This is a genomic window from Pseudomonas sp. HR1, from assembly GCF_030175875.1.
Taxonomy (GTDB): domain Bacteria; phylum Pseudomonadota; class Gammaproteobacteria; order Pseudomonadales; family Pseudomonadaceae; genus Chryseomonas; species Chryseomonas oryzihabitans.
Window position 1 is genome coordinate 74,508 of record NZ_JASNRF010000001.1, and the last position, 19,026, is coordinate 93,533.

Below are 19,026 nucleotides of genomic sequence, written 5' to 3' on the forward strand. Positions count from 1 at the left end.
TTGTCATGACCTGCCCCTTTGTTGACGCCCATCTCGAAGAAAACGTGCTGCAGTCGCCACTTTTCGTTGGCACGGTCTGTGCTAAGCCTCAAGCAGGCACGTTGGCCTGCCTCAACCTTGGAGATTTGGAATGAGAGCTCAAAAAGGCTTTACTTTGATCGAACTGATGATCGTTGTAGCGATCATTGGTATTCTGGCAGCTGTTGCCATTCCACAATACCAAAATTACGTGGCACGATCGCAAGTTACTAGGGTAATGCAGGAAACTGGCGCACTTAAAACAGCTGTAGAAACCTGCATCAACGAAGGTCGTACTACTGTTGGAGCTGCCGCAGGCAACTGTGATCCGGGCGCTACTGGCTCCAACCTTATGGCTGCGGCTACCGGTACTTCCGCCATGGTCACCGGCGCCCCTGCAGCTGGCCAGGGCACTCCTTCTGTAACTTCCCCTCTTACTGCCACATCCACCATTCAGGCAACTTTCGGCAATAACGCTGCAGCAGTCCTGACTACTGGCACCGCCTCAACCCTCACTTGGACTCGAAACGCAAACGGCGGATGGACTTGCGCTACAACTGCACCCGCGAACCTTCGCCCAGTTGGCTGTCAGTAAAAAAAGAAATCTATGGCGCACCCAGTGCGCCATAGATTTATAACGCCTAAAGCAAATACCGGCTTCCGCCTGATCTAAGAACGATTAGGGCATCCCCTTCCCCCCAAATGCCCCCACCACCGTTCCCGTACTAAAACTCGCATCCTCCTCCGCCAGCGCCACATAAAGCCCCGCCAATTCCGCTGGCTGCCCTGCCCGCCCGAGCGGCGTATCCTGCCCGAATTCCTTCATCTGCCCTTCCAACTGCCCGCCCGCCACCTGCAGCGGCGTCCACACCGGACCCGGTGCCACGGCGTTGACGCGGATGCCCTTCTTGGCCAGTTGCTTGGCCATGCCCTTGGTGAGATTGAGGATGGCGGCCTTGGTCGAGGCGTAGTCGATGAGTTCTTCGCCGGGATCGTAGGAGTTCACCGAAACGGTATTGATGATGCTGGCGCCCGGCGGCAGGTGCGGGATGGCGGCCTTGCTGAAGCGGAAGACGTGATAGACGTTGGTCTTGAAGGTCCGATCGAATTGCTCGTCGGTGATCTCGAGGATGTCCGCCTTGCTCTGCTGATAGGCGGCATTATTCACCAGCAGGTCCAGGCCGCCGAGTTGCTGGATGGCCTTGCTCACGACGTCTTCGCAGGCCTCCTGGGTACGGATGTCAGCCGGCAGGGTGATGGCCTTGCGGCCGGCTTCCTGGATCAGCTTGACCACCTCCTGAGCATCGGATTCTTCGGAAGGGTGGTAGTTGATGGCCACATCAGCCCCTTCCCGGGCGAAGGCAATGGCCACGGCGCGACCGATGCCGCTGTCGCCGCCGGTGATGAGGGCCTTGCGTCCGGCCAGACGGCCCGAGCCGTGATAGCTGGTCTCGCCATGGTCGGGACGCGGCTCCATCTTGCTGGTGAGCGCCGGCCATTCCTGGCGCTGCTCCTTGAAAGGCTCGCGGGTGTACTTGGTGCGCGGGTCCTGCAGTGGCTTGGCGGGACGAGTCGCACTGCTGCCATCCTGAGCAACGGCAGCGCCCGAAGCAGCGGCGGCGAGCCCCACGGCGGAGCCGACGAGGACATTACGACGGGTGAGGGAGTAATCGGTCATCGAGGCTCTCCGCATGGGCAGCTATCTAGTGGCAGGATCATGGGGTCGAAGCTGCGGCAAGGCTGGATCCGCGAAGGTTTAGGTATGACGACTCCCGTAAAGGTTTCCCGAATGCATGCCGCCCTGACCGCTGACCTTCGCGCGCAACAATCACGTCAGGCCGAGAAGCATTGACGAATCGCGAAATCAGAGGCGGACAGCAGTGCGACACATCGCCACAGGGCTTGGCACAGGCACGACGACCAGGCTTGCACAGCAGATGAGTGAAGACTTATCATTGAAAGCTTCGTGCCGGTGTAGCTCAGTTGGTAGAGCGGCGCATTCGTAATGCGAAGGTCGTAGGTTCGACTCCTATCTCCGGCACCATCCCTCCGCTTCATCCCTCCTCGCTCTTTTCAAAGCCTTCAAGGCCTTAGCCGCCTTGGGCCGCGCCTTTCTGCGCCCCTTTCCGATCTGCGCCTTGCGTGCGAGCCGACCGCAAACGCCGGAGCAAACTGGCGGCTCCCTGTCCCTCGGCTACTCTTACCCAGCGCATGACAGTGCCTTACACCGCCTGATTTCGGCTTGCTTGACGGGCGGCAACACCTGAACGGCGGCTGACCAAAGGGTCGAATATCCAGCCCCTCTGTGGCACCATACCGCGCTGCGAAATCCCGCAATTTCTGCAATCCATCAGCCTGCCGCACGGATGCCTGTCCGTTGCGGAGCATGAGGCTGGCGACAGGCACGTTGAGAGAATAACCACGATGAGCCGCTCTACTGAGGTCGTGAGATGAAACTAACGAAGTATCTAAAACCAACCGGTTGGCTTCTGGCCGGTGCCGCCGCGCTGCTGCTCAGCGGGTGCGACGCCGTGCTGCTGGACCCGAAAGGCTCCATCGGCGTGCAAGAACGCAACCTCATCTACACAGCGTTCGGCCTCATGCTGATCGTGGTGATCCCGGTCATCGTGATGACCTTCCTGTTCGCCTGGAAGTACCGCGCTACCAACAAGGAAGCCAAGTACACCCCGAACTGGGCTCACTCCTACAAGATCGAAGCCGTGGTCTGGCTGGTCCCCCTGGCCATCGTGGTGTTCCTGAGCATCCTGAACTGGAAGACTTCCCACGAGCTGGATCCCTTCAAGCCGCTCGACCATTCCGAGCAGCCGCTGGTGATCGAAGCGGTCTCGATGGACTGGAAATGGCTGTTCATCTATCCCGAGCAAGGCATCGCTTCGGTGAACGAGATCGCCATCCCGGTGAATCGTCCGGTGCAGTTCAAGATCACCTCCGAGTCGGTCATGAACACCCTGTCGATCCCGGCCCTGGGCGGCATGATCTACGCCATGTCCGGCATGCAGAGCCAGCTGCACCTGATCGCCGATCATCCCGGCGAATTCGAAGGTCGCTCGGCCAACTACAGCGGCGCCGGCTTCTCCGACATGATCTTTGCCGTGCACGCGGTACCCACCGCCGGTGATTTCGACGCCTGGGTGAACAAGGTCAAGCAGTCAGGTGGCAAGACCCTGGACCAGGCGAGCTACACCGAGCTGGCCAAGCCCAGCGAGAAGCAGCCGGTCGCCTACTACTCGACGGTCGAGCCGGATCTGTTCAGAACGGTCATCAAGAAGTTCATGAAGTCCGACTTCAGCAAGCAGACCGATCACGTGATGGACATGAGCCAGCACGGCGGTCAACACGGTACCGAGGAATAAGTCATGTTCGGTAAATTAACTCTCGCGGATATTCCGTATCACGAGCCGATCATTCTCGTAACGTTCATCGTGGTCGCCCTGGGCGGCCTGGGACTGGTGGGAGCGATCAGCTACTTCGGCAAGTGGGGCTACCTCTGGAAAGAGTGGCTGACCACCGTCGACCACAAGAAGATCGGCGTGATGTACTTCATCGTCGCCCTGATCATGCTGCTCCGTGGCTTCTCCGACGCCATCCTGATGCGTAGCCAGCAGGCCATCGCCTCCGGCGGGGCCGAGGGCTACCTGCCACCCCATCACTACGACCAGATCTTCACCGCCCACGGCGTGATCATGATCTTCTTCGTGGCGATGCCGTTCGTGGCCGGCCTGATGAACGTGGTGACCCCGCTGCAGATCGGTGCCCGCGACGTGGCCTTCCCCTTCCTGAACTCGCTGAGCTTCTGGCTGTTCGTGGCCGGTGCCGTGCTGATCATGATGTCGCTGTTCGTGGGCGAATTCGCCGCGACCGGCTGGGTGGCCTATCCGCCGCTGTCAGGCATCCAGTACAGTCCAGGCGTAGGGATGGACTACTACATCTGGGCGCTTCAGCTCTCCGGTATCGGGACGACCCTGACCGGCGTCAACTTCTTCGTGACCGTGCTGAAGATGCGTACCAAGGGCATGACCCTGATGCGCATGCCGATCTTCACCTGGACCTCCTGGTGTACTGCCATTCTGATCATGGCAGCCTTCCCGATCCTGACCGTGACCCTGGCGCTGCTGACCCTGGACCGTTACCTGGGCTTCCACTTCTTTACCGCGGAAGCCGGCGGCAACCAGATGATGTACACCAACCTGATCTGGGCCTGGGGCCACCCCGAGGTATACATCCTGATCCTGCCGGCTTTCGGCGTGTTCTCGGAAGTGACCTCCACCTTCAGCAAGAAGCGTCTGTTCGGCTACGTATCGATGGTCTGGGCAACGGTAGCCATTACCGTGCTGTCCTTCATCGTCTGGCTGCACCACTTCTTCACCATGGGCTCGGGCGCTAACGTCAACGCCTTCTTCGGCATCGCGACCATGATCATTGCGATCCCGACAGGGGTGAAGATCTTCACCTGGCTGTTCACCATGTATCAGGGCCGCATCCAGTTCACCTCGCCGATGCTCTGGACCCTGGGCTTCATCGTGACCTTCAGCATCGGCGGCATGACCGGCGTCCTGCTGGCGGTACCGGGTGCCGACTTCGTGCTGCACAACAGCCTGTTCCTGATCGCCCACTTCCACAACGTGATCATCGGCGGCGCCGTGTTCGGCTACTTCGCCGGCATGATCTACTGGTTCCCGAAGGTCTTCGGCTTCAAGCTGAACGAGAAGCTGAACAAGCAGGCCTTCTGGTGCTGGCTGATCGGCTTCTATGTCGCCTTCATGCCGCTGTACATGCTGGGCTTCATGGGCATGACCCGTCGCCTGAACCACTACGACAACCCCGACTGGCACCCCTTCCTGGTGACCGCCGCCATCGGCGCCGGCATCATCGCCCTGGGCATCCTGAGCCAGCTGTGGATGTTCTACGTCAGTATCCGCGACCGCAATCTGCCGGAGAACGTGGACGTGACGGGCGATCCGTGGGATGGCCGCACCCTGGAATGGTCGACCTCTTCGCCGCCGCCCTTCTACAACTTCGCTGAAGTGCCGGAAGTGCACGACATCGACGCCTACTGGGGCATGAAAGAGAAAGGCATCACCGAGAAGAAGGATGCGGACTACAAGCAGATCCACATGCCGCGCAACACTGGCGCCGGTATCGTGATCAGCCTCTTCGCCCTGATCCTCGGCTTCGCCCTGATCTGGCACATCTGGTGGCTGGCCATCGCCAGCTTCGTGGGCTGCATCGTCACTGCGGTTGTCCGCAGCTACGACGACGACGTCGACTATTACGTACCAGCGGAAGAAGTGGCACGCATCGAAACCGCGCGCATTCAGTCCCTGGCGAAATTGAAGCAGGCCTAACCCAATGGCGAATCAAGTTATGCATAACGAAGTCGCCCATGCCGAGGAGCATGGGCACCACGACGCCGGATCGATGAAGACATTCGGCTTCTGGTCCTACCTGATGACCGACTGCATTCTGTTCGGGACGCTGTTCGCGACCTATGCAGTCCTGAGCGGGGCCCATGCCGATGGCCCCTCCCAGAAGGACATCTTCGAACTGTCGTTCGTCCTGGTCGAAACCTTCCTGCTGTTGTTCTCCAGTATCACCTACGGCTTCGCCATGATCGCCCAGCATCATGGCAGCAAGGGTGGCGTCCTGGGTTGGCTGGCGGTTACCTGGCTGTTCGGTGCCGGCTTCATCGGCATGGAACTCTATGAGTTCAACCATCTGATCCATGAGGGCTATGGTCCGGATCGCAGTGCCTTCCTGTCCGCGTTCTTCGCCCTGGTCGGTACCCACGGTCTGCACGTGAGCTCGGGTCTGATCTGGATGATCGTGTTGATGCTGCAGATCTCTTCCAAGGGTCTGACCACCACCAACGTGACCCGCCTGTCGTGCCTGAGCCTGTTCTGGCACTTCCTGGACATCATCTGGATCTTCGTCTTCACCATCGTCTATCTGATGGGGGTGCTGTAATGGCGCACGACCATAACGCCCACGGGCATACCGCCGAGAGCCATGGCACTTTCAAGAGCTACATGGTCGGCTTCATCCTGTCGGTCATCCTGACGGTCATTCCATTCGGCCTGGTGATGTTCCCCACCTTCTCCAAGGGCGCGACCCTGGCGATCGTGGTAATCATGGCGGTGGTACAGCTGCTGGTGCACCTGTACTTCTTCCTGCACCTGAACACCTCCGAAGAGCAGCGTTGGAACGTGATCTCCTTTGGTTTCACCGTGGTCATCGTCGGTATCCTGGTCGTGGGATCCCTGTGGATCATGTACCACATGCACCAGAACATGATGATCCACTGAACCGGGCCGACGTGATGATCAAGAAGTACCTTCTCGTGACGAAGCCGGGCATCATCTTCGGCAACCTGATCTCGGTTGCCGGCGGGTTCTTCCTGGCGTCCAAAGGGAGCATCGACCCGCTGTTGCTGCTGGCGACGGCTATCGGGGTGTCGTTGGTCATTGCTTCCGGCTGTGTGTTCAACAACGTGATCGATATGGACATCGATCAGAAGATGGAAAGAACCCGCAATCGTGCGCTGGTCCAGGGCACGATCTCCTCGAAGGTGGCGCTGGCCTATGCCACCCTCCTCGGCCTGGCCGGGGTGGGTCTGCTGTACGTGGCGACCAATGCGGTCGCCACCGCCTTCGCGGTGATGGGTTTCGTGGTGTACGTAGGGCTCTACAGCCTCTGGCTGAAGCGCACCTCGGTATACGGCACCCTGGTCGGCAGCCTGTCCGGTGCCGCACCGCCGGTGATCGGCTACTGCGCCGCCAGCGGCCAATTCGACAGTGGCGCTGCGGTGCTGCTGCTGATCTTCTGCCTCTGGCAGATGCCGCACTCCTACGCCATTGCCATCTTCCGTCTCAAGGACTACACCGCGGCCTCGATTCCGGTCCTGCCGGTGGCCAAGGGGATCTCGGTGACCAAGCGTCACATCGTCTGGTACACCGTGGCCTTCATGGCCGCCACCCTGCTGCTGACCGTGCTCGGCTACGCCGGCTACGTCTATCTGGCAGTGGCCGCCGTGATCGGGGCCTGGTGGCTACGCCTGGCCTTCATGGGCTATCAGGCCGAGAACGATGTCCAGTGGGCACGCAAGCTGTTCGGGTTCTCCATCATCGCCATCACCGCCCTGAGCGTCATGATGTCGGTGGACTTCCAGATCCCGGGCGACGTGCTGCTGACCTACGCACGCTGAGACGCACCGTTCCATGAAAGAGCCCGGCCCAGTGCCGGGCTTTTTCATGTCTGCGTGAAAGCTGCTGCCGCTAGTCCTGGTTGGTGATGACGCGCCAGGTTTGGCGGCGACTGGCGGGCAGGTCACCCCGCAAGCCATTCGGCGACTTGCCGTCGCTGCCATAGATCGCCGCATCCGCCAGGGTCCCTTCCATGCTGAAAGTGCCGTCACCGTAGACGAAGGGCACGATCCCACCGAGCAGACCATCGAGCTGGATACGCCCATAGACTGTATCCGTCCCCAGGTTGAACAGGCCGCTGTTGTTGCCGCCGGTGTAGGGATCCAGGGCATAGAGGTAGGTGGTGACCCCAGCGGTACAGGCGTCGGTGCTGGGAATTAGCGAACTCATCAGCAGGGTGCCGCTGAAGAGCTGGGGCTTGTTGATTACTAGTTCGCCATTCAAGGGAAGATTCAGATACCAGCCCTGTTTGCCGTTGGTCGCCGTAATAGCGTCGTAGTTCACCGACGTCGTGGAGAGGGTGTTCGCCGTACTGCTGACACTGGAACCGGCAGAACTGGTGTAGCTGATGCGCTGGTCGGTGCCCAGGGTCTGCTGCTGGAGGTTGGCGATCGTCAGTACCGGAGTACTGCTGGCCGCCGACCCATCGGTCTGGCGATCCCAGATGCCATAGAGCGTCATGGCCTTGCTGGTATTGGCGAGGGCATCGCTGGCCTCAAGGTATTTACCGGTACCAAAGAGCACCAGATGCCCCGTTCCACTGGGATGAGCCACGACCGAAGGACTGGCGGTAATCGGCTGGACCGCGTTGGTGGCGCCGGGCGCCAGGCTAGTGGCCTGGGCGGTATAGAGGGGTCGCCCCCCGAAGGCAACACGGAAGTTGTCTGCTGCAGCCGTTGCGGTCAGGGAGGTGCCGATCAGGTCGAAGCGCCAGAGATTGCCGTGGAGGTCACCGGCATAGGCGTAATCGGCGATCAGGTCGCCATCGACATCGGCCACGAAGGGCGAACTCAGGCCGTTGGGTGTGGCGATGTTATCGCTGGCGGGTAGCGCCTTGATCAGACTGCCGTCGGCTACATTCATCATATAGAGCACGGCGTTGTCCTGCGCACTGTTGTAACCGTTGCTGACCACCACTGCCCAACCACCGGTATGCAGCCGGGTGATGATCGGCTGCGCGTAGGTGAAGCCCAGGTCCTTGTAGCTGGCATCCGCGTCCGACTTTTCCCAGAGCAGCGCTGGGACATTGGGATTGGTGATATCCAGCGCGAAGATGCCCCGCCCTCCCCCGCGCAGCGTGCCGATCAGTACCGTGCGCCAGGCCCCGTTGAAATAGACGTCGCCTACCACTGGCGTGTTGTCGACATAGGACTGATGGCCCCCACCGTTATAGCTGCGCTCGGTCAGTCGGTTGAGATTGCCGATGACCGCGCTGGGAACGAAAGCAAATACCTCCTGCCCCTGATCGTTGAAGGCATGCAGCATGCCGTCGTTGGCACCGACATAGATACGTCGCTCACGAGCCGCATTGGTGGTGCGGAACGTGGCGTAGGAATTGTCGCCAACGGTCGCATTCATCAGGGCGATGGGGCTGTTGGGACCGTCCACCACCACCGGAGAGGAATTCACGATATCACCAAGGATATGGCTACGCGGACGGAACGACGGCGTAGCTCCCGGCGCTTCCAGACTGCGATCCCCGCGCAGATAATCCACCCGGCGACTGCCATAGGTGTCGGTGGCACCACCGGCGGTCTTGTTGAGCCTGAGTTGTTGGTCGGTATTCAGATTCGCCCAGGCGAAATCGGTCAAGGCGCCTCCCTTGGCCATGTAGATCTTGCGGGTGCCGAAGACGGTATTACCCGGAGCCAACCTGCCATCGAGTTGTTGAGCGGCGCTCCAGATCCTCGTCTGGGTAGTACCCGTGCGCTGGTACTTGATGACATCCCCACTCCAGTCGGCGCTGGAAAAGGACGGGGAATAGGTGAAGAGCGCGGTGGTATCCCCTACCCGGGTGGGGGAAACGGTCTGGCTGGCCCCGACGCTGGTGGACTGGGCGATCCGCGTGACGACCTTGCCAAGTGAGGTGATCAGATCACTGGCACTTTCCGCGCTGAAGAACTCGCCCCGCGAATTGATTGCCGCGTGCCAGAGGTCATAGACATTGTTCTGATTGACCGAGTTGTCTGCACCCGCCACTGGCCAGGACGTAGTACCTGCGGCCAAGCCAGCGTAGCCGCCGGCAAAGGTATCGCCATCCCAATCCGGATTGATCAGCGCACTGCTCAAGCCGATACCCACGTAGAACCCCGTGAGGTGCTGCCAGGTGGCTGGGTCGTTACGCGGATTCCAATAGGGCGAAAGCGTAGTGGTCCCCCGGACCTCATTGCTGGTCACGGTATTGTAGGGCGGCACCTTGTTGTCGAGACCGGGCTGGGCATCGGTGCGCCAGTAGAGAAAGGCCAGGTCTGCGAGAGTGCTGGCCGTAGTGTCCTGGAACGGTGCCTGTGGTGAGTACTGCTGCCCGTCCGGAAGGGTTGCGGCTGTACCATCGACGTTGCCGGAATTCAGCGCAGAGTTCCAGATACCATCGGTCACCACCAGACTGTAGCTGGCGCGACAGCCGTAGACAGGCGACTCGCTATTACCCGGATCGTACGCATATGGACTGTTGCTACCGCTGGTCTTGAGCAGTTCGCCAACGCGAGCAACCGCCTGGAGCAGCGGCGTGCTCTGGTTGTAATAGACTTCTCCGAGCCAGGTGAAGAAAGCGGCTCGGTGCGCACCGGTAAAGGGTCTCAGCCGATTATCGTAGGCAGTTGAACCGGAGTTGCTGATACCGCGACAGTTGGCATTGGCCGCTACCAGGATGCAACTGTCGCTGGTTCCCAGTGCCTGCCAGCCAAGCCGGAGATTTTCCGACGCATCCGCCAAGGCCAGGTTGGTCGAAGTTTGAGCCGCCAGGGCGCGACTGCGATAGAAGGAATACCAGTTGGCGAAGTTTTGCCTTTCGTCCGTCCCGTTGGGACCGGAAGAGCTGTCGACCAGTACCCGCCGGTAACAGCCCTCGGTCTGCAAGGCGACGGGAAGACAGGTGCTGAGCGTCGTATCGTAGAGATAGTAGTAGGCCTGTACGCCAGTGATGGCAGCAGAAATGTTGGTATTGGCGGTGACCGTGTAGTTGACCGAGGAAACCACCCCAAGCAGTCCATAGTCCACGTTTCGGGTACAGGTAACATTGCTGTAGGTAACCGCCGCCGTATTGGCAATGCTCGCGGTACAGCCACCGTTGAGCGCAGCTCCTGTCAGCAGGCGCTCAAGCAGGGAGGCGTCACTGATACTGACTTGGGCACCGTTGATGTTCTCGGTGAAGCCGGCACCCAACAAGATATTGAGCAGCGTGAGGCTGCCATAGGTCGCGCTTGTTCCACGGTAAGTACCACTACTGAAAAAATCCTGAGACGGGTTCTCCGCCAGCATGCTCGGGCTATTGTTCTGCAGCCCCGGGTTTCCGTAGGCATTACCCCGCGCCACATTGGGATCTGTAGTCACCAAATTAGGGTTATAGCTCCAGCTCACGCGGTAGTCGGTGGCGAGATTGACACTACCCAAGCTCGGTCGATAGCCGTTTACGTAGGCACTGGTAAAGCTGGTCGCCAGTCGCGTACGGGTCAGTCCGCCCGTAGTGCTGTAGCTCACCGCATAGGGCGCCGGATAAGTAATCGCCGGGTTGTAGTAGAGGCTATTGAAAGCCGCCGATTTAGCGCGACGGGTTGGTCGGATGGAATCGGTATTCGACGCATCCGGCACAACCGCCATCTGCATGCTGGTGGAGTTATCCAGCGTGACGAACAGATTGGGACCGACACTATTGGTCAGGAACAATGGCTGCTGACTGAGATTCAAGGCCGCGGCCTGCGTCGCAGGTGCGGCCAAGGTTAATAGGAGGACCAGAGTTCCAATGCCTAACGCAGCCCGACTCATGGCACCTCCAGGGCGACGATACTTTGCAGAATTACCGGAAAGCGCCCTTCAGGATTTTTAGCAACTGCCGTGACTCGAAACAGGTTGCTTGTAGGCTTTGATACATCCACCGAACTACTACCGATCACTGTTACGGCCCAACTCAGGTATCCGTTAAATTTAGCTTTACCATCCGACCCTTTATAGGAAATGGCACGATCTGTTCCGGCAGGCTGCAGTGCTGCTAATGCCCAGCTTTGGGTCAGGCTACTGGTGGATAGATCGAAATTCTTACTGAGAATGCAGAGCTGCGGCTTAGAGTCGTCTGGGAAAGCCAACTTAAGCGGCAGCGCAAGGGAGTTATTACTATCTGTGCAATTGGAGAAGCCTGAACTGAAAGCTATAAAATCAGGCTGACGACTCACAGCCACCAATCGCCGCTCACCTTCGCGCAACGCCGCCTCCGCCGCATTGAAGGTCTGGGTGTTTTCCAAAGCGGCGCCGCCGCTGCGGGCCTGCAGCAAGGTCTGACGCATGCTGGAGGCGGCCAGTAGCGACAGCAGCAGCAACATCACCAGGGCGATCAGCAAGGTCGCGCCGCGCTGCCTGCCAATGACCGGACTCATAGCGCCAGATTCCTCAGGGTAACGGTGCTCTGCAGTATCTGCATGGGTCGACTGGCGTCCGCGATCTGCAGGCCGGTCAGGGTCTGCCAATTGGCAGCCGTGTTGCTGGCCACATCGCTGGTCAATGCCTCCGTGGTGCTGAGCAACGCCGCGTAGCGCACGGCTGGTGCATCCGCCTTGGGCGGAATGGACCAGCGAAAATCCTGCAGCCCCTGCACCAGCACCGCACTGCCCTTGCGCGTCAACGCGCCCCCACGCTCGCTCCAGACGGTGCAGCTCAGGGTGCCCCCGCCCGGGGTATTGCCCGCGGTGTAGCGCAGCTTGAGCAGCACGTTGCCGCCGGCATTGAGGTTCACCCGCGGGATGGGGTTGCCCAGACAGTCCTGGTCCTTGCTGTCCAATGCGCCCTGATAGCGAATGCAGACGCCGGTGGGCGCATTGGCGCTGTCCGTGGTCGCCGCGAAGGTGGCGCCAGCGGCAAAAGCTGGACAGCTGATGTCATCGGTATCCTTTACCTCACCGACCGCCGGAAAGGCTGCTTGGAGGCTACCCTGATAACGGATTTCCGCGCGGAAGCCGGTCCGTGCCAGTTGCCGATCAAGTACCTGCAAGGTCAACTGGGCATTGTTGCGATTGCCGGTCTGGCCTTGCTGGAAGAGAAAACTGCGCTTGTTGTTGATATAGATCTGCGAGACGCCCAACACCAGAAAGGTACCCACGGTCAGGGCGATCATCATCTCGATGAGTGAAAAACCCTTCTGGCTACGCGACATGATGAGCATGGCCTACAGCTCCGAGCGCAAGGCGTAGTAGCAGACGCCCTTGGGACAATTCAGCGAATCGTTGCTGATGTCCTGCCAGGCAACCACCACCATCACCGGTGCCACCGCATTGGTCTCGCAGGCACCCAGCGGCGTCGTGTTGCCTGCAGGATCGCTGGACGGCAGTTTCGGTACGCCGGACGCCGGACAGACCGCGAAACTGCTGGCGATCAGGGCATCCGTCACGGGTAGCAGCGCCTTTACCTGATTCAGCCAACATCCCAGATCCTGCCCGGCGACCGTTTCCCCGCCTGCAGAGCGATCCCGGGTCAGGCAGGTCTTGCCAGCATCGAGTGCCTTGGTGCGAAAGTTGGTACCAGGCTGCTTGATGTAGGCCCCGTCGATCTTGACCTTGTCGCTCACCACCACCTGATCGCGGTTGCTGCGCATCAACTCCAGCAGGTCGTTGGCCAATACCATGGCATTGCTGCGCTGCACCGAATCCTGGGACAGCGCCACACTGCGGGTCTGCAGGGCCACCATGCCCAGCACGCCAATGCAAATGATCACCAGACTGACCAGCACCTCAATCATGCTGAACCCCCCTTGCCAGCGCTTCATCTAGCTGCACCCCACGGCGCTGGCACGGTTAGGCACATAGTCGCTCACCGTCAGCACCCCGCCCTGACTGAGGGTGAATTGCTTGCCCTGGGTGAGCGCATTGGTAGCGCAGACGAGAATGGTGGCTTCACCGCTGAGTTTCAGGCTGCCATTGGGTTGGAAGGTCAGACTGGTCAGGGGGGTACCGCCCAGGGATCCGGTTCCGTTGACGCCGCTGCCCAGTCCCCCGCTGTACTGCCGCAACACTTCGGCAGTGGGCAGCACCACGGTCTTGGCCGTGGTGATCCTCAGCGCGCCCATCCAGCCGTTGGCATCCTCCGGATCCGTGGTGACGACGACGTTCACACCGCGACTCATGGCTTCGCTGCGCGCGTAATAGAGAGCGCGCTGCAACTCCCCCGCTGCCGCCTGGACACGGTTGCTTTGCACCAGGCTCGCGAAGCCAGGTGCCGCCAGCGCCGTGACGATGCCCAGCAGCGCTATGACGACCAGGACCTCAATGAGCGTGAAACCCGAGAGGCGCTTCGACTGCATCCCCACCGCCTGAAAACCCGTGACTTCACCTGATAGTAGTAAGGGCTCAGGCAGTCGCTATGACCGGCTATCGCTTCGATAGGCGCGGGTAACCACCTGGATCAAGGCGTTCGCCGGAGATGGGCGAAATAGAGCGCGGCGGGCAGAAGCGAGGGTGGCAGACCGGAACACGCCTTGTCCCAGGATCTGCTTGAAGCAGCGGCATTTGAGGGAGCAACTCGGCCTGAGCCCTGGCGGGATGCGCGCCTCACAAGCAGAGGGACCAGATCTCGGACAGAGAAAACGATGCCCTAGAAACGCAAAAACCCTCCTTGCGGAGGGTTTCTGGTAAAAATGGTGGGTCGTGTAGGATTCGAACCTACGACCAATTGGTTAAAAGCCAACTGCTCTACCGACTGAGCTAACGACCCAAATATGGTCGGGGTAGGGGGATTCGAACTCCCGACATCCTGCTCCCAAAGCAGGCGCGCTACCGGGCTGCGCTATACCCCGAGAATGGAAGTGGCTCCGCGACCTGGACTCGAACCAGGGACCCAATGATTAACAGTCATTTGCTCTACCGACTGAGCTATCGCGGAATTTCGATCTTCCAACCCCTCTTACGTCAGTGCCTTTCGGGCTTTGCCGTAAGTGAGGTGCGCCATTTTACGGAAGTGGAAACAGACGTCAACACCTAGCCTGCTGTTTTTTCACAAATTTATGCGAAAGGCCGGGCGACCCCTGGGATCGCCCGGTCATTTCCTAGGCGAAGACGATCTCGTCGCCCTCTACCCTGCCCTCGATGCGGCTGTTCGGCGCGAAGGCGCCCGAAAGGATGCGCTGGGCCAGCGGATTCTCGATCCAGCGCTGGATCGCCCGCTTGAGCGGACGGGCACCGTAGACCGGGTCGTAACCCACCGCCACCAGCTTGTCCAACGCCTCGGGCGACAGCTCCAGCTGCAGGTCACGCTCGGCCAGGCGCTGCCGCAGCTGCTGCAGCTGGATCTCGGCGATGCCGGCGATCTGTTCGCGGCCCAGGGGCTCGAACACCACCACCTCATCGATCCGGTTGATGAACTCGGGGCGGAAGTGACTGGCCACCGCATCCATCACCGCGGCGCGCTGGGCATCGGGATCGCCGACCAGCTCCTGGATCTGCGCCGAGCCCAGGTTCGAGGTCATGACGATCACCGCATTGCGGAAATCCACGGTTCGGCCCTGGCTGTCGGTCAGACGCCCGTCGTCGAGCACCTGCAGAAGGATGTTGAAGACATCCGGATGAGCCTTTTCCACCTCGTCCAGCAGGACCACCGAGTAAGGCTTGCGCCGCACGGCCTCGGTCAGGTAGCCACCCTCTTCATAGCCGACATAGCCGGGCGGAGCCCCGATCAGGCGAGCCACGGAGTGCTTCTCCATGAATTCGGACATGTCGATGCGCACCATGGCGTCTTCGGTGTCGAAGAGAAACTCCGCCAGCGACTTGCACAGCTCGGTCTTGCCCACCCCGGTCGGGCCGAGGAAGAGGAAGGAACCGCTGGGGCGATTCGGATCGGACAGGCCCGCCCGCGAGCGGCGCACGGCATTGGCCACGGCGGTGACCGCCTCGTCCTGGCCGATCACTCGGTTGTGCAGGGCCTCTTCCATGCGCAAGAGCTTGTCACGCTCGCCTTCGAGCATCTTGCTGACCGGAATGCCGGTCCACTTGGAGACCACCTCGGCGATCTCGTCTTCGGTGACCTTGTTGCGCAAGAGCTGGTTGGCCGGCTTCTCGTGCTGGTCGACCATCTGCAGGCTGCGTTCCAGATCGGGAATGGTGCCGTACTGCAGCTCGGCCATGCGATTGAGGTCGCCCTTACGACGAGCGGCCTCAAGCTCGGTGCGCGCCTGCTCGATGCGCTGCTGCAACTGGGCGGAATCCTGGACCTCGGCTTTTTCCGCCTTCCAGACCTCTTCCAGATCGGCGTATTCCTGCTCGAGGCGGGCGATGTCCTCGTCGAGTTTTTCCAGTCGCTTGCGCGCGGCCTCGTCCTCTTCCTTCTTCAGCGCCTGACGTTCCACCTTGAGCTGGATCAGCCGGCGATCCAGACGATCCAGGGCCTCCGGCTTGGAGTCGATCTCCATGCGGATGCGGCTGGCGGCCTCGTCGATCAGGTCGATGGCCTTGTCCGGCAGCTGACGATCGGTGATGTAGCGATGAGACAGCTTGGCCGCGGCGATGATGGCGCCATCGGTGATGGCCACCTTGTGGTGCACCTCATAGCGCTCCTTGAGGCCACGCAGGATGGCGATGGTGTCTTCCTCGCTCGGCTCGTCCACCAGCACCTTCTGGAAGCGCCGCTCCAGGGCCGCGTCCTTCTCGATGTACTGGCGGTACTCGTCGAGGGTGGTGGCACCCACGCAGTGCAGCTCGCCACGGGCCAGGGCCGGCTTGAGCATGTTGCCGGCATCCATGGCGCCCTCGGCCTTGCCGGCGCCGACCATGGTGTGCAGCTCGTCGATGAAGAGGATGATGCGCCCTTCCTGCTTGGCCAGTTCGTTGAGCACGCCCTTGAGGCGCTCTTCGAATTCGCCGCGGAATTTGGCGCCGGCGATCAGCGCGCCCATGTCCAGGGCCAGCAGGCGCTTGTCCTTGAGGCCGTCGGGCACTTCGCCATTGATGATGCGCTGGGCCAGGCCCTCGGCGATGGCGGTCTTGCCGACGCCTGGCTCACCGATCAGCACCGGGTTGTTCTTGGTGCGGCGCTGCAGGACCTGGATGGTGCGGCGGATCTCGTCGTCCCGCCCGATCACCGGGTCGAGCTTGCCGTCTTCGGCGCGCTTGGTGAGATCGACGGTGAACTTGTCCAGCGCCTTGCGGCTGTCTTCGGCATTGGGGTCATTGACCGCCTCGCCCCCGCGCAGGTTGTTGATGGCGTTCTCCAGCGCCTTGCGCGAGACGCCCTGCCCCAGCAGCAACTTGCCGAGGCGGGTGTTCTCGTCCATGGCGGCGAGCAGCACCAGCTCGCTGGAGATGAACTGGTCGCCCTTCTGCTGGGCCAGACGATCGGCCTGGTTGAGCAGCCGCGCCAGATCCTGGGACAGATTCACGTCGCCGGTGGGATTCTGGATCTTGGGCAGCTTGTCCAGCTCTTCGGCCAGGGTCTTGCGCAGGCTGGCGAGGTCGAAGCCGACCTGGCGCAGCAGCGGAGAAATGGAACCGCCCTGCTGGTCGAGCAGCGCGGAGAACAGGTGCAGCGGCTCGATGGCCGGATGGTCATGGCCGACGGCCAGGGACTGGGCATCCGCCAGGGCGAGCTGCAATTTGCTGGTGAAACGGTCTATACGCATGGGCAAGGTCCTATCTGAGACGCGGGATGGCGCAGCAGAGGGCGCTTTCGATTACCCGCGGGAATGACCTTTAGATAGGGGCGATGCCTAACGATTCAAGCCATAGAGGCTTGACATCCGAAAAAATACTTAGGCGTTGATCCAGATCAGGCTGGCAAAGCGACCGGTCCGCGCGCCCCGCCGATAGGAAAAGAAGCGCTCCTCGTCGGCGAAGGTGTCGAAGCCACCGCCGTGGACCGCCGTGATGCCCCGAGCCGCAAGACGCAGACGGGCCAGGGCATAGAGATCGCCCAGGTACTTGTCCCCGCCCCTGGCCACGAAACACCGCTCGGCCTCGGCGTGCTGGGCGACAAAGGCCTCACGCACCTCGACGCCCACTTCGAAACTGGCCGGCCCTATGGCGGGACCCAGCCAGACCAGTACTTCGGCGGGGGGCACGTCCAGACTGGCCGCAGCCGCCTCCAGCACGCCACCCGCCAGACCGCGCCAGCCGGCATGGGCCGCCGCGACGCGGGAGCCGTCCCGTCGGCAGAACAGGGCTGGCAGGCAATCGGCGGTCATCATGGTCACCGCGATACCGGGCGTGGCCGTCCAGGCGGCATCGGCCTGGAGCACCCGGGTCGGATCGGCTTCGACGACGGCAGTGCCATGGACCTGTTCAAGCCAGGCCGGCCGGCACCCCAGGGCCTGGCCCAGGCGTCGACGATTCTCGGCGACCGCAGCCGGATCGTCACCGACGTGGGCACCCAGGTTGAGACTGGCGAAAGGCGCCTGGCTGACGCCACCCGCGCGGGTGGTCACACAGGCCTGGACGCCGACCGGCGCCGGCCAGTCCGGCCGCAGCCAGTCGGCACCGATCATTCGAAGGATTCCCGATCCTGGCGCAGCAGATCCAGCAGCCAGACCAGGTCTTCCGGCAGCGGCGACTCCCAGCGCAGGCGTTCGCCGGTCACCGGATGATCCAGTTCGAGGAAGCGCGCATGCAGTGCCTGGCGCGGGAATTCGCGCAGGGTCTTGACCAGGGTCGGATTGGTCGCCGGCGGAATCTTGAAGCGACCGCCATAGACCGGATCGCCCACCAGCGGAAAGCCGACATGGGTCATGTGCACGCGGATCTGGTGGGTGCGCCCGGTCTCCAGCTTGACCCGGGTATGGGTATAGGCACGGAAGCGCTCCAGCACCCGGTAGTGACTGACCGCGGGCTTGCCCCCGGCGATCACCGCCATCTGCTGGCGGCGCTGGGAGTGACGGCCGATGGGCGCATTGACGGTGCCGCCGGCGACGATCACCCCGGCGACGATGGCTTCATAGATGCGACTCACCGAGCGCGCCTGCAACTGGGCGACCAGGTGGGTATGGGCCTCCAGGGTCTTGGCCACCACCATGAGTCCGGTGGTGTCCTTGTCCAGGCGATGGACGATGCCGGCGCGCGGCACGCTGTCCAGCGAGGGCACGTGGTGCAGCAGGGCATTGAGCAGGGTGCCGTCGGCATGGCCGGCGGCCGGATGCACCACCAGCCCGGCGGGCTTGTCGAGCACCAGCAGGTGATCGTCTTCGTAGACGATGTCCAGTTCGATGTCCTGGGCCACCCACTCGCCCTGGGCCTCGCGCTCGGCGCGCAGCGCCAGCTGGGCGCCGCCATGGACGGTGTCACGCGGACGCAGCACGGCGCCGTCGACGGTCAGGCTACCGTCCTTGATCCAGGCGGCGAGACGCGAGCGGGAGTGTTCGGCGAACAGCTGGGCAGCGACCTGATCGAGGCGCTGGCCACCGAGTTCGTAGGGGACTTCGGCATTGAGAACGATGGATTCGGACATGGATCTGCGCGGGCAATGGCAGGGCTTTTGGAATCGGCCCGACCCTGTGGTTAAATACGGCGACTTTTTTGCCCCGGCATTCCGGGTCGATCATCATAACAGGACGGTTCCGGCCCCGTCACAGGCTAGGTGAGCGCTCTCCGCGCTCATCCCTGCACCG

15 protein-coding genes and 4 tRNA genes are annotated in these 19,026 nt (G+C 61.5%); 7 read left to right on the forward strand and 12 right to left on the reverse strand.

The genetic code is table 11. From position 1 onward, the window contains the following. Positions 1-130: 130 nt before the first annotated feature. Positions 131-613, forward strand: a complete 483-nt coding sequence (locus tag QKY98_RS00325; protein ID WP_284670142.1) for a pilin — start codon at positions 131-133, stop codon at positions 611-613. 84 nt (positions 614-697) lie between these two features. Here the strand turns inward: QKY98_RS00325 and QKY98_RS00330 are convergent, their stop codons facing one another. Continuing rightward, entirely contained in the window at positions 698-1,696 is a 999-nt protein-coding gene (locus tag QKY98_RS00330) for an SDR family oxidoreductase (protein WP_284670143.1), read from the reverse strand. Positions 1,697-1,986: 290 nt separating this feature from the next. Between QKY98_RS00330 and QKY98_RS00335 the strand changes: the two genes are divergently transcribed. From QKY98_RS00335 to cyoE, 6 genes are all read left to right on the forward strand, one after another. Further along, positions 1,987-2,062: transfer RNA gene (locus QKY98_RS00335), tRNA-Thr, on the forward strand. A gap of 406 nt (positions 2,063-2,468) precedes the next feature. Continuing rightward, positions 2,469-3,392 carry a ubiquinol oxidase subunit II gene (cyoA, locus tag QKY98_RS00340; protein ID WP_007160924.1) on the forward strand — a complete coding sequence of 308 codons (924 nt, stop codon included), beginning with the start codon at positions 2,469-2,471 and terminating at the stop codon, positions 3,390-3,392. A 3-nt stretch (positions 3,393-3,395) separates the two neighbouring features. Further along, positions 3,396-5,384, forward strand: a complete 1,989-nt coding sequence (cyoB, locus tag QKY98_RS00345; protein ID WP_007160923.1) for a cytochrome o ubiquinol oxidase subunit I — start codon at positions 3,396-3,398, stop codon at positions 5,382-5,384. 4 nt (positions 5,385-5,388) lie between these two features. Beyond that, complete coding sequence (locus QKY98_RS00350) at positions 5,389-6,003, forward strand: cytochrome o ubiquinol oxidase subunit III (RefSeq protein WP_027600197.1); 615 nt, start codon at positions 5,389-5,391, stop codon at positions 6,001-6,003. Continuing rightward, positions 6,003-6,341 carry a cytochrome o ubiquinol oxidase subunit IV gene (cyoD, locus tag QKY98_RS00355; RefSeq protein ID WP_007160921.1) on the forward strand — a complete coding sequence of 113 codons (339 nt, stop codon included), beginning with the start codon at positions 6,003-6,005 and terminating at the stop codon, positions 6,339-6,341. The genes QKY98_RS00350 and cyoD overlap by 1 nt, the downstream gene beginning before the upstream one ends. An 11-nt stretch (positions 6,342-6,352) precedes the next feature. After that, positions 6,353-7,240 (forward strand): heme o synthase, encoded by an 888-nt coding sequence (cyoE, locus tag QKY98_RS00360; protein WP_223855368.1) that lies wholly within the window; start codon positions 6,353-6,355, stop codon positions 7,238-7,240. Positions 7,241-7,310: 70 nt separating this feature from the next. Here cyoE and QKY98_RS00365 read toward each other — a convergent pair whose 3' ends face one another. From QKY98_RS00365 to rluD, 11 genes are all read right to left on the reverse strand, one after another. Beyond that, entirely contained in the window at positions 7,311-11,222 is a 3,912-nt protein-coding gene (locus QKY98_RS00365) for a pilus assembly protein (RefSeq protein ID WP_284670144.1), read from the reverse strand. Beyond that, the gene (locus tag QKY98_RS00370) at positions 11,219-11,827 is read right to left on the reverse strand and encodes a pilus assembly PilX family protein (RefSeq protein ID WP_027600845.1); all 609 of its coding nucleotides are present in this window, start codon (positions 11,825-11,827) and stop codon (positions 11,219-11,221) included. The genes QKY98_RS00365 and QKY98_RS00370 overlap by 4 nt, the downstream gene beginning before the upstream one ends. Further along, the gene (locus tag QKY98_RS00375) at positions 11,824-12,609 is read right to left on the reverse strand and encodes a PilW family protein (protein WP_027600846.1); all 786 of its coding nucleotides are present in this window, start codon (positions 12,607-12,609) and stop codon (positions 11,824-11,826) included. Before QKY98_RS00375 ends, QKY98_RS00370 begins: the two co-directional genes overlap by 4 nt. 3 nt (positions 12,610-12,612) lie before the next feature. After that, positions 12,613-13,209, reverse strand: a complete 597-nt coding sequence (gene pilV / locus QKY98_RS00380; RefSeq protein WP_284670145.1) for a type IV pilus modification protein PilV — start codon at positions 13,207-13,209, stop codon at positions 12,613-12,615. After that, entirely contained in the window at positions 13,210-13,743 is a 534-nt protein-coding gene (locus QKY98_RS00385) for a GspH/FimT family pseudopilin (RefSeq protein WP_284670146.1), read from the reverse strand. It abuts the gene before it with no gap. 334 nt (positions 13,744-14,077) lie between these two features. Next, a tRNA-Lys gene (locus QKY98_RS00390) sits at positions 14,078-14,153 on the reverse strand. 5 nt (positions 14,154-14,158) lie between these two features. Then, positions 14,159-14,235 (reverse strand) — tRNA-Pro (locus QKY98_RS00395). Between the two features lie 10 nt (positions 14,236-14,245). After that, positions 14,246-14,321, reverse strand: a tRNA-Asn gene (locus QKY98_RS00400). Between the two features lie 163 nt (positions 14,322-14,484). Continuing rightward, a complete protein-coding gene (gene clpB, locus QKY98_RS00405) occupies positions 14,485-17,049 on the reverse strand; it encodes an ATP-dependent chaperone ClpB (protein ID WP_284670147.1) in 2,565 nt (854 codons plus the stop codon). A gap of 129 nt (positions 17,050-17,178) precedes the next feature. Next, the gene (gene pgeF, locus QKY98_RS00410; protein ID WP_144961756.1) at positions 17,179-17,910 is read right to left on the reverse strand and encodes a peptidoglycan editing factor PgeF; all 732 of its coding nucleotides are present in this window, start codon (positions 17,908-17,910) and stop codon (positions 17,179-17,181) included. Continuing rightward, the gene (gene rluD, locus QKY98_RS00415) at positions 17,907-18,866 is read right to left on the reverse strand and encodes a 23S rRNA pseudouridine(1911/1915/1917) synthase RluD (protein WP_027600189.1); all 960 of its coding nucleotides are present in this window, start codon (positions 18,864-18,866) and stop codon (positions 17,907-17,909) included. Before rluD ends, pgeF begins: the two co-directional genes overlap by 4 nt. Between the last annotated feature and the right edge of the window lie 160 nt (positions 18,867-19,026).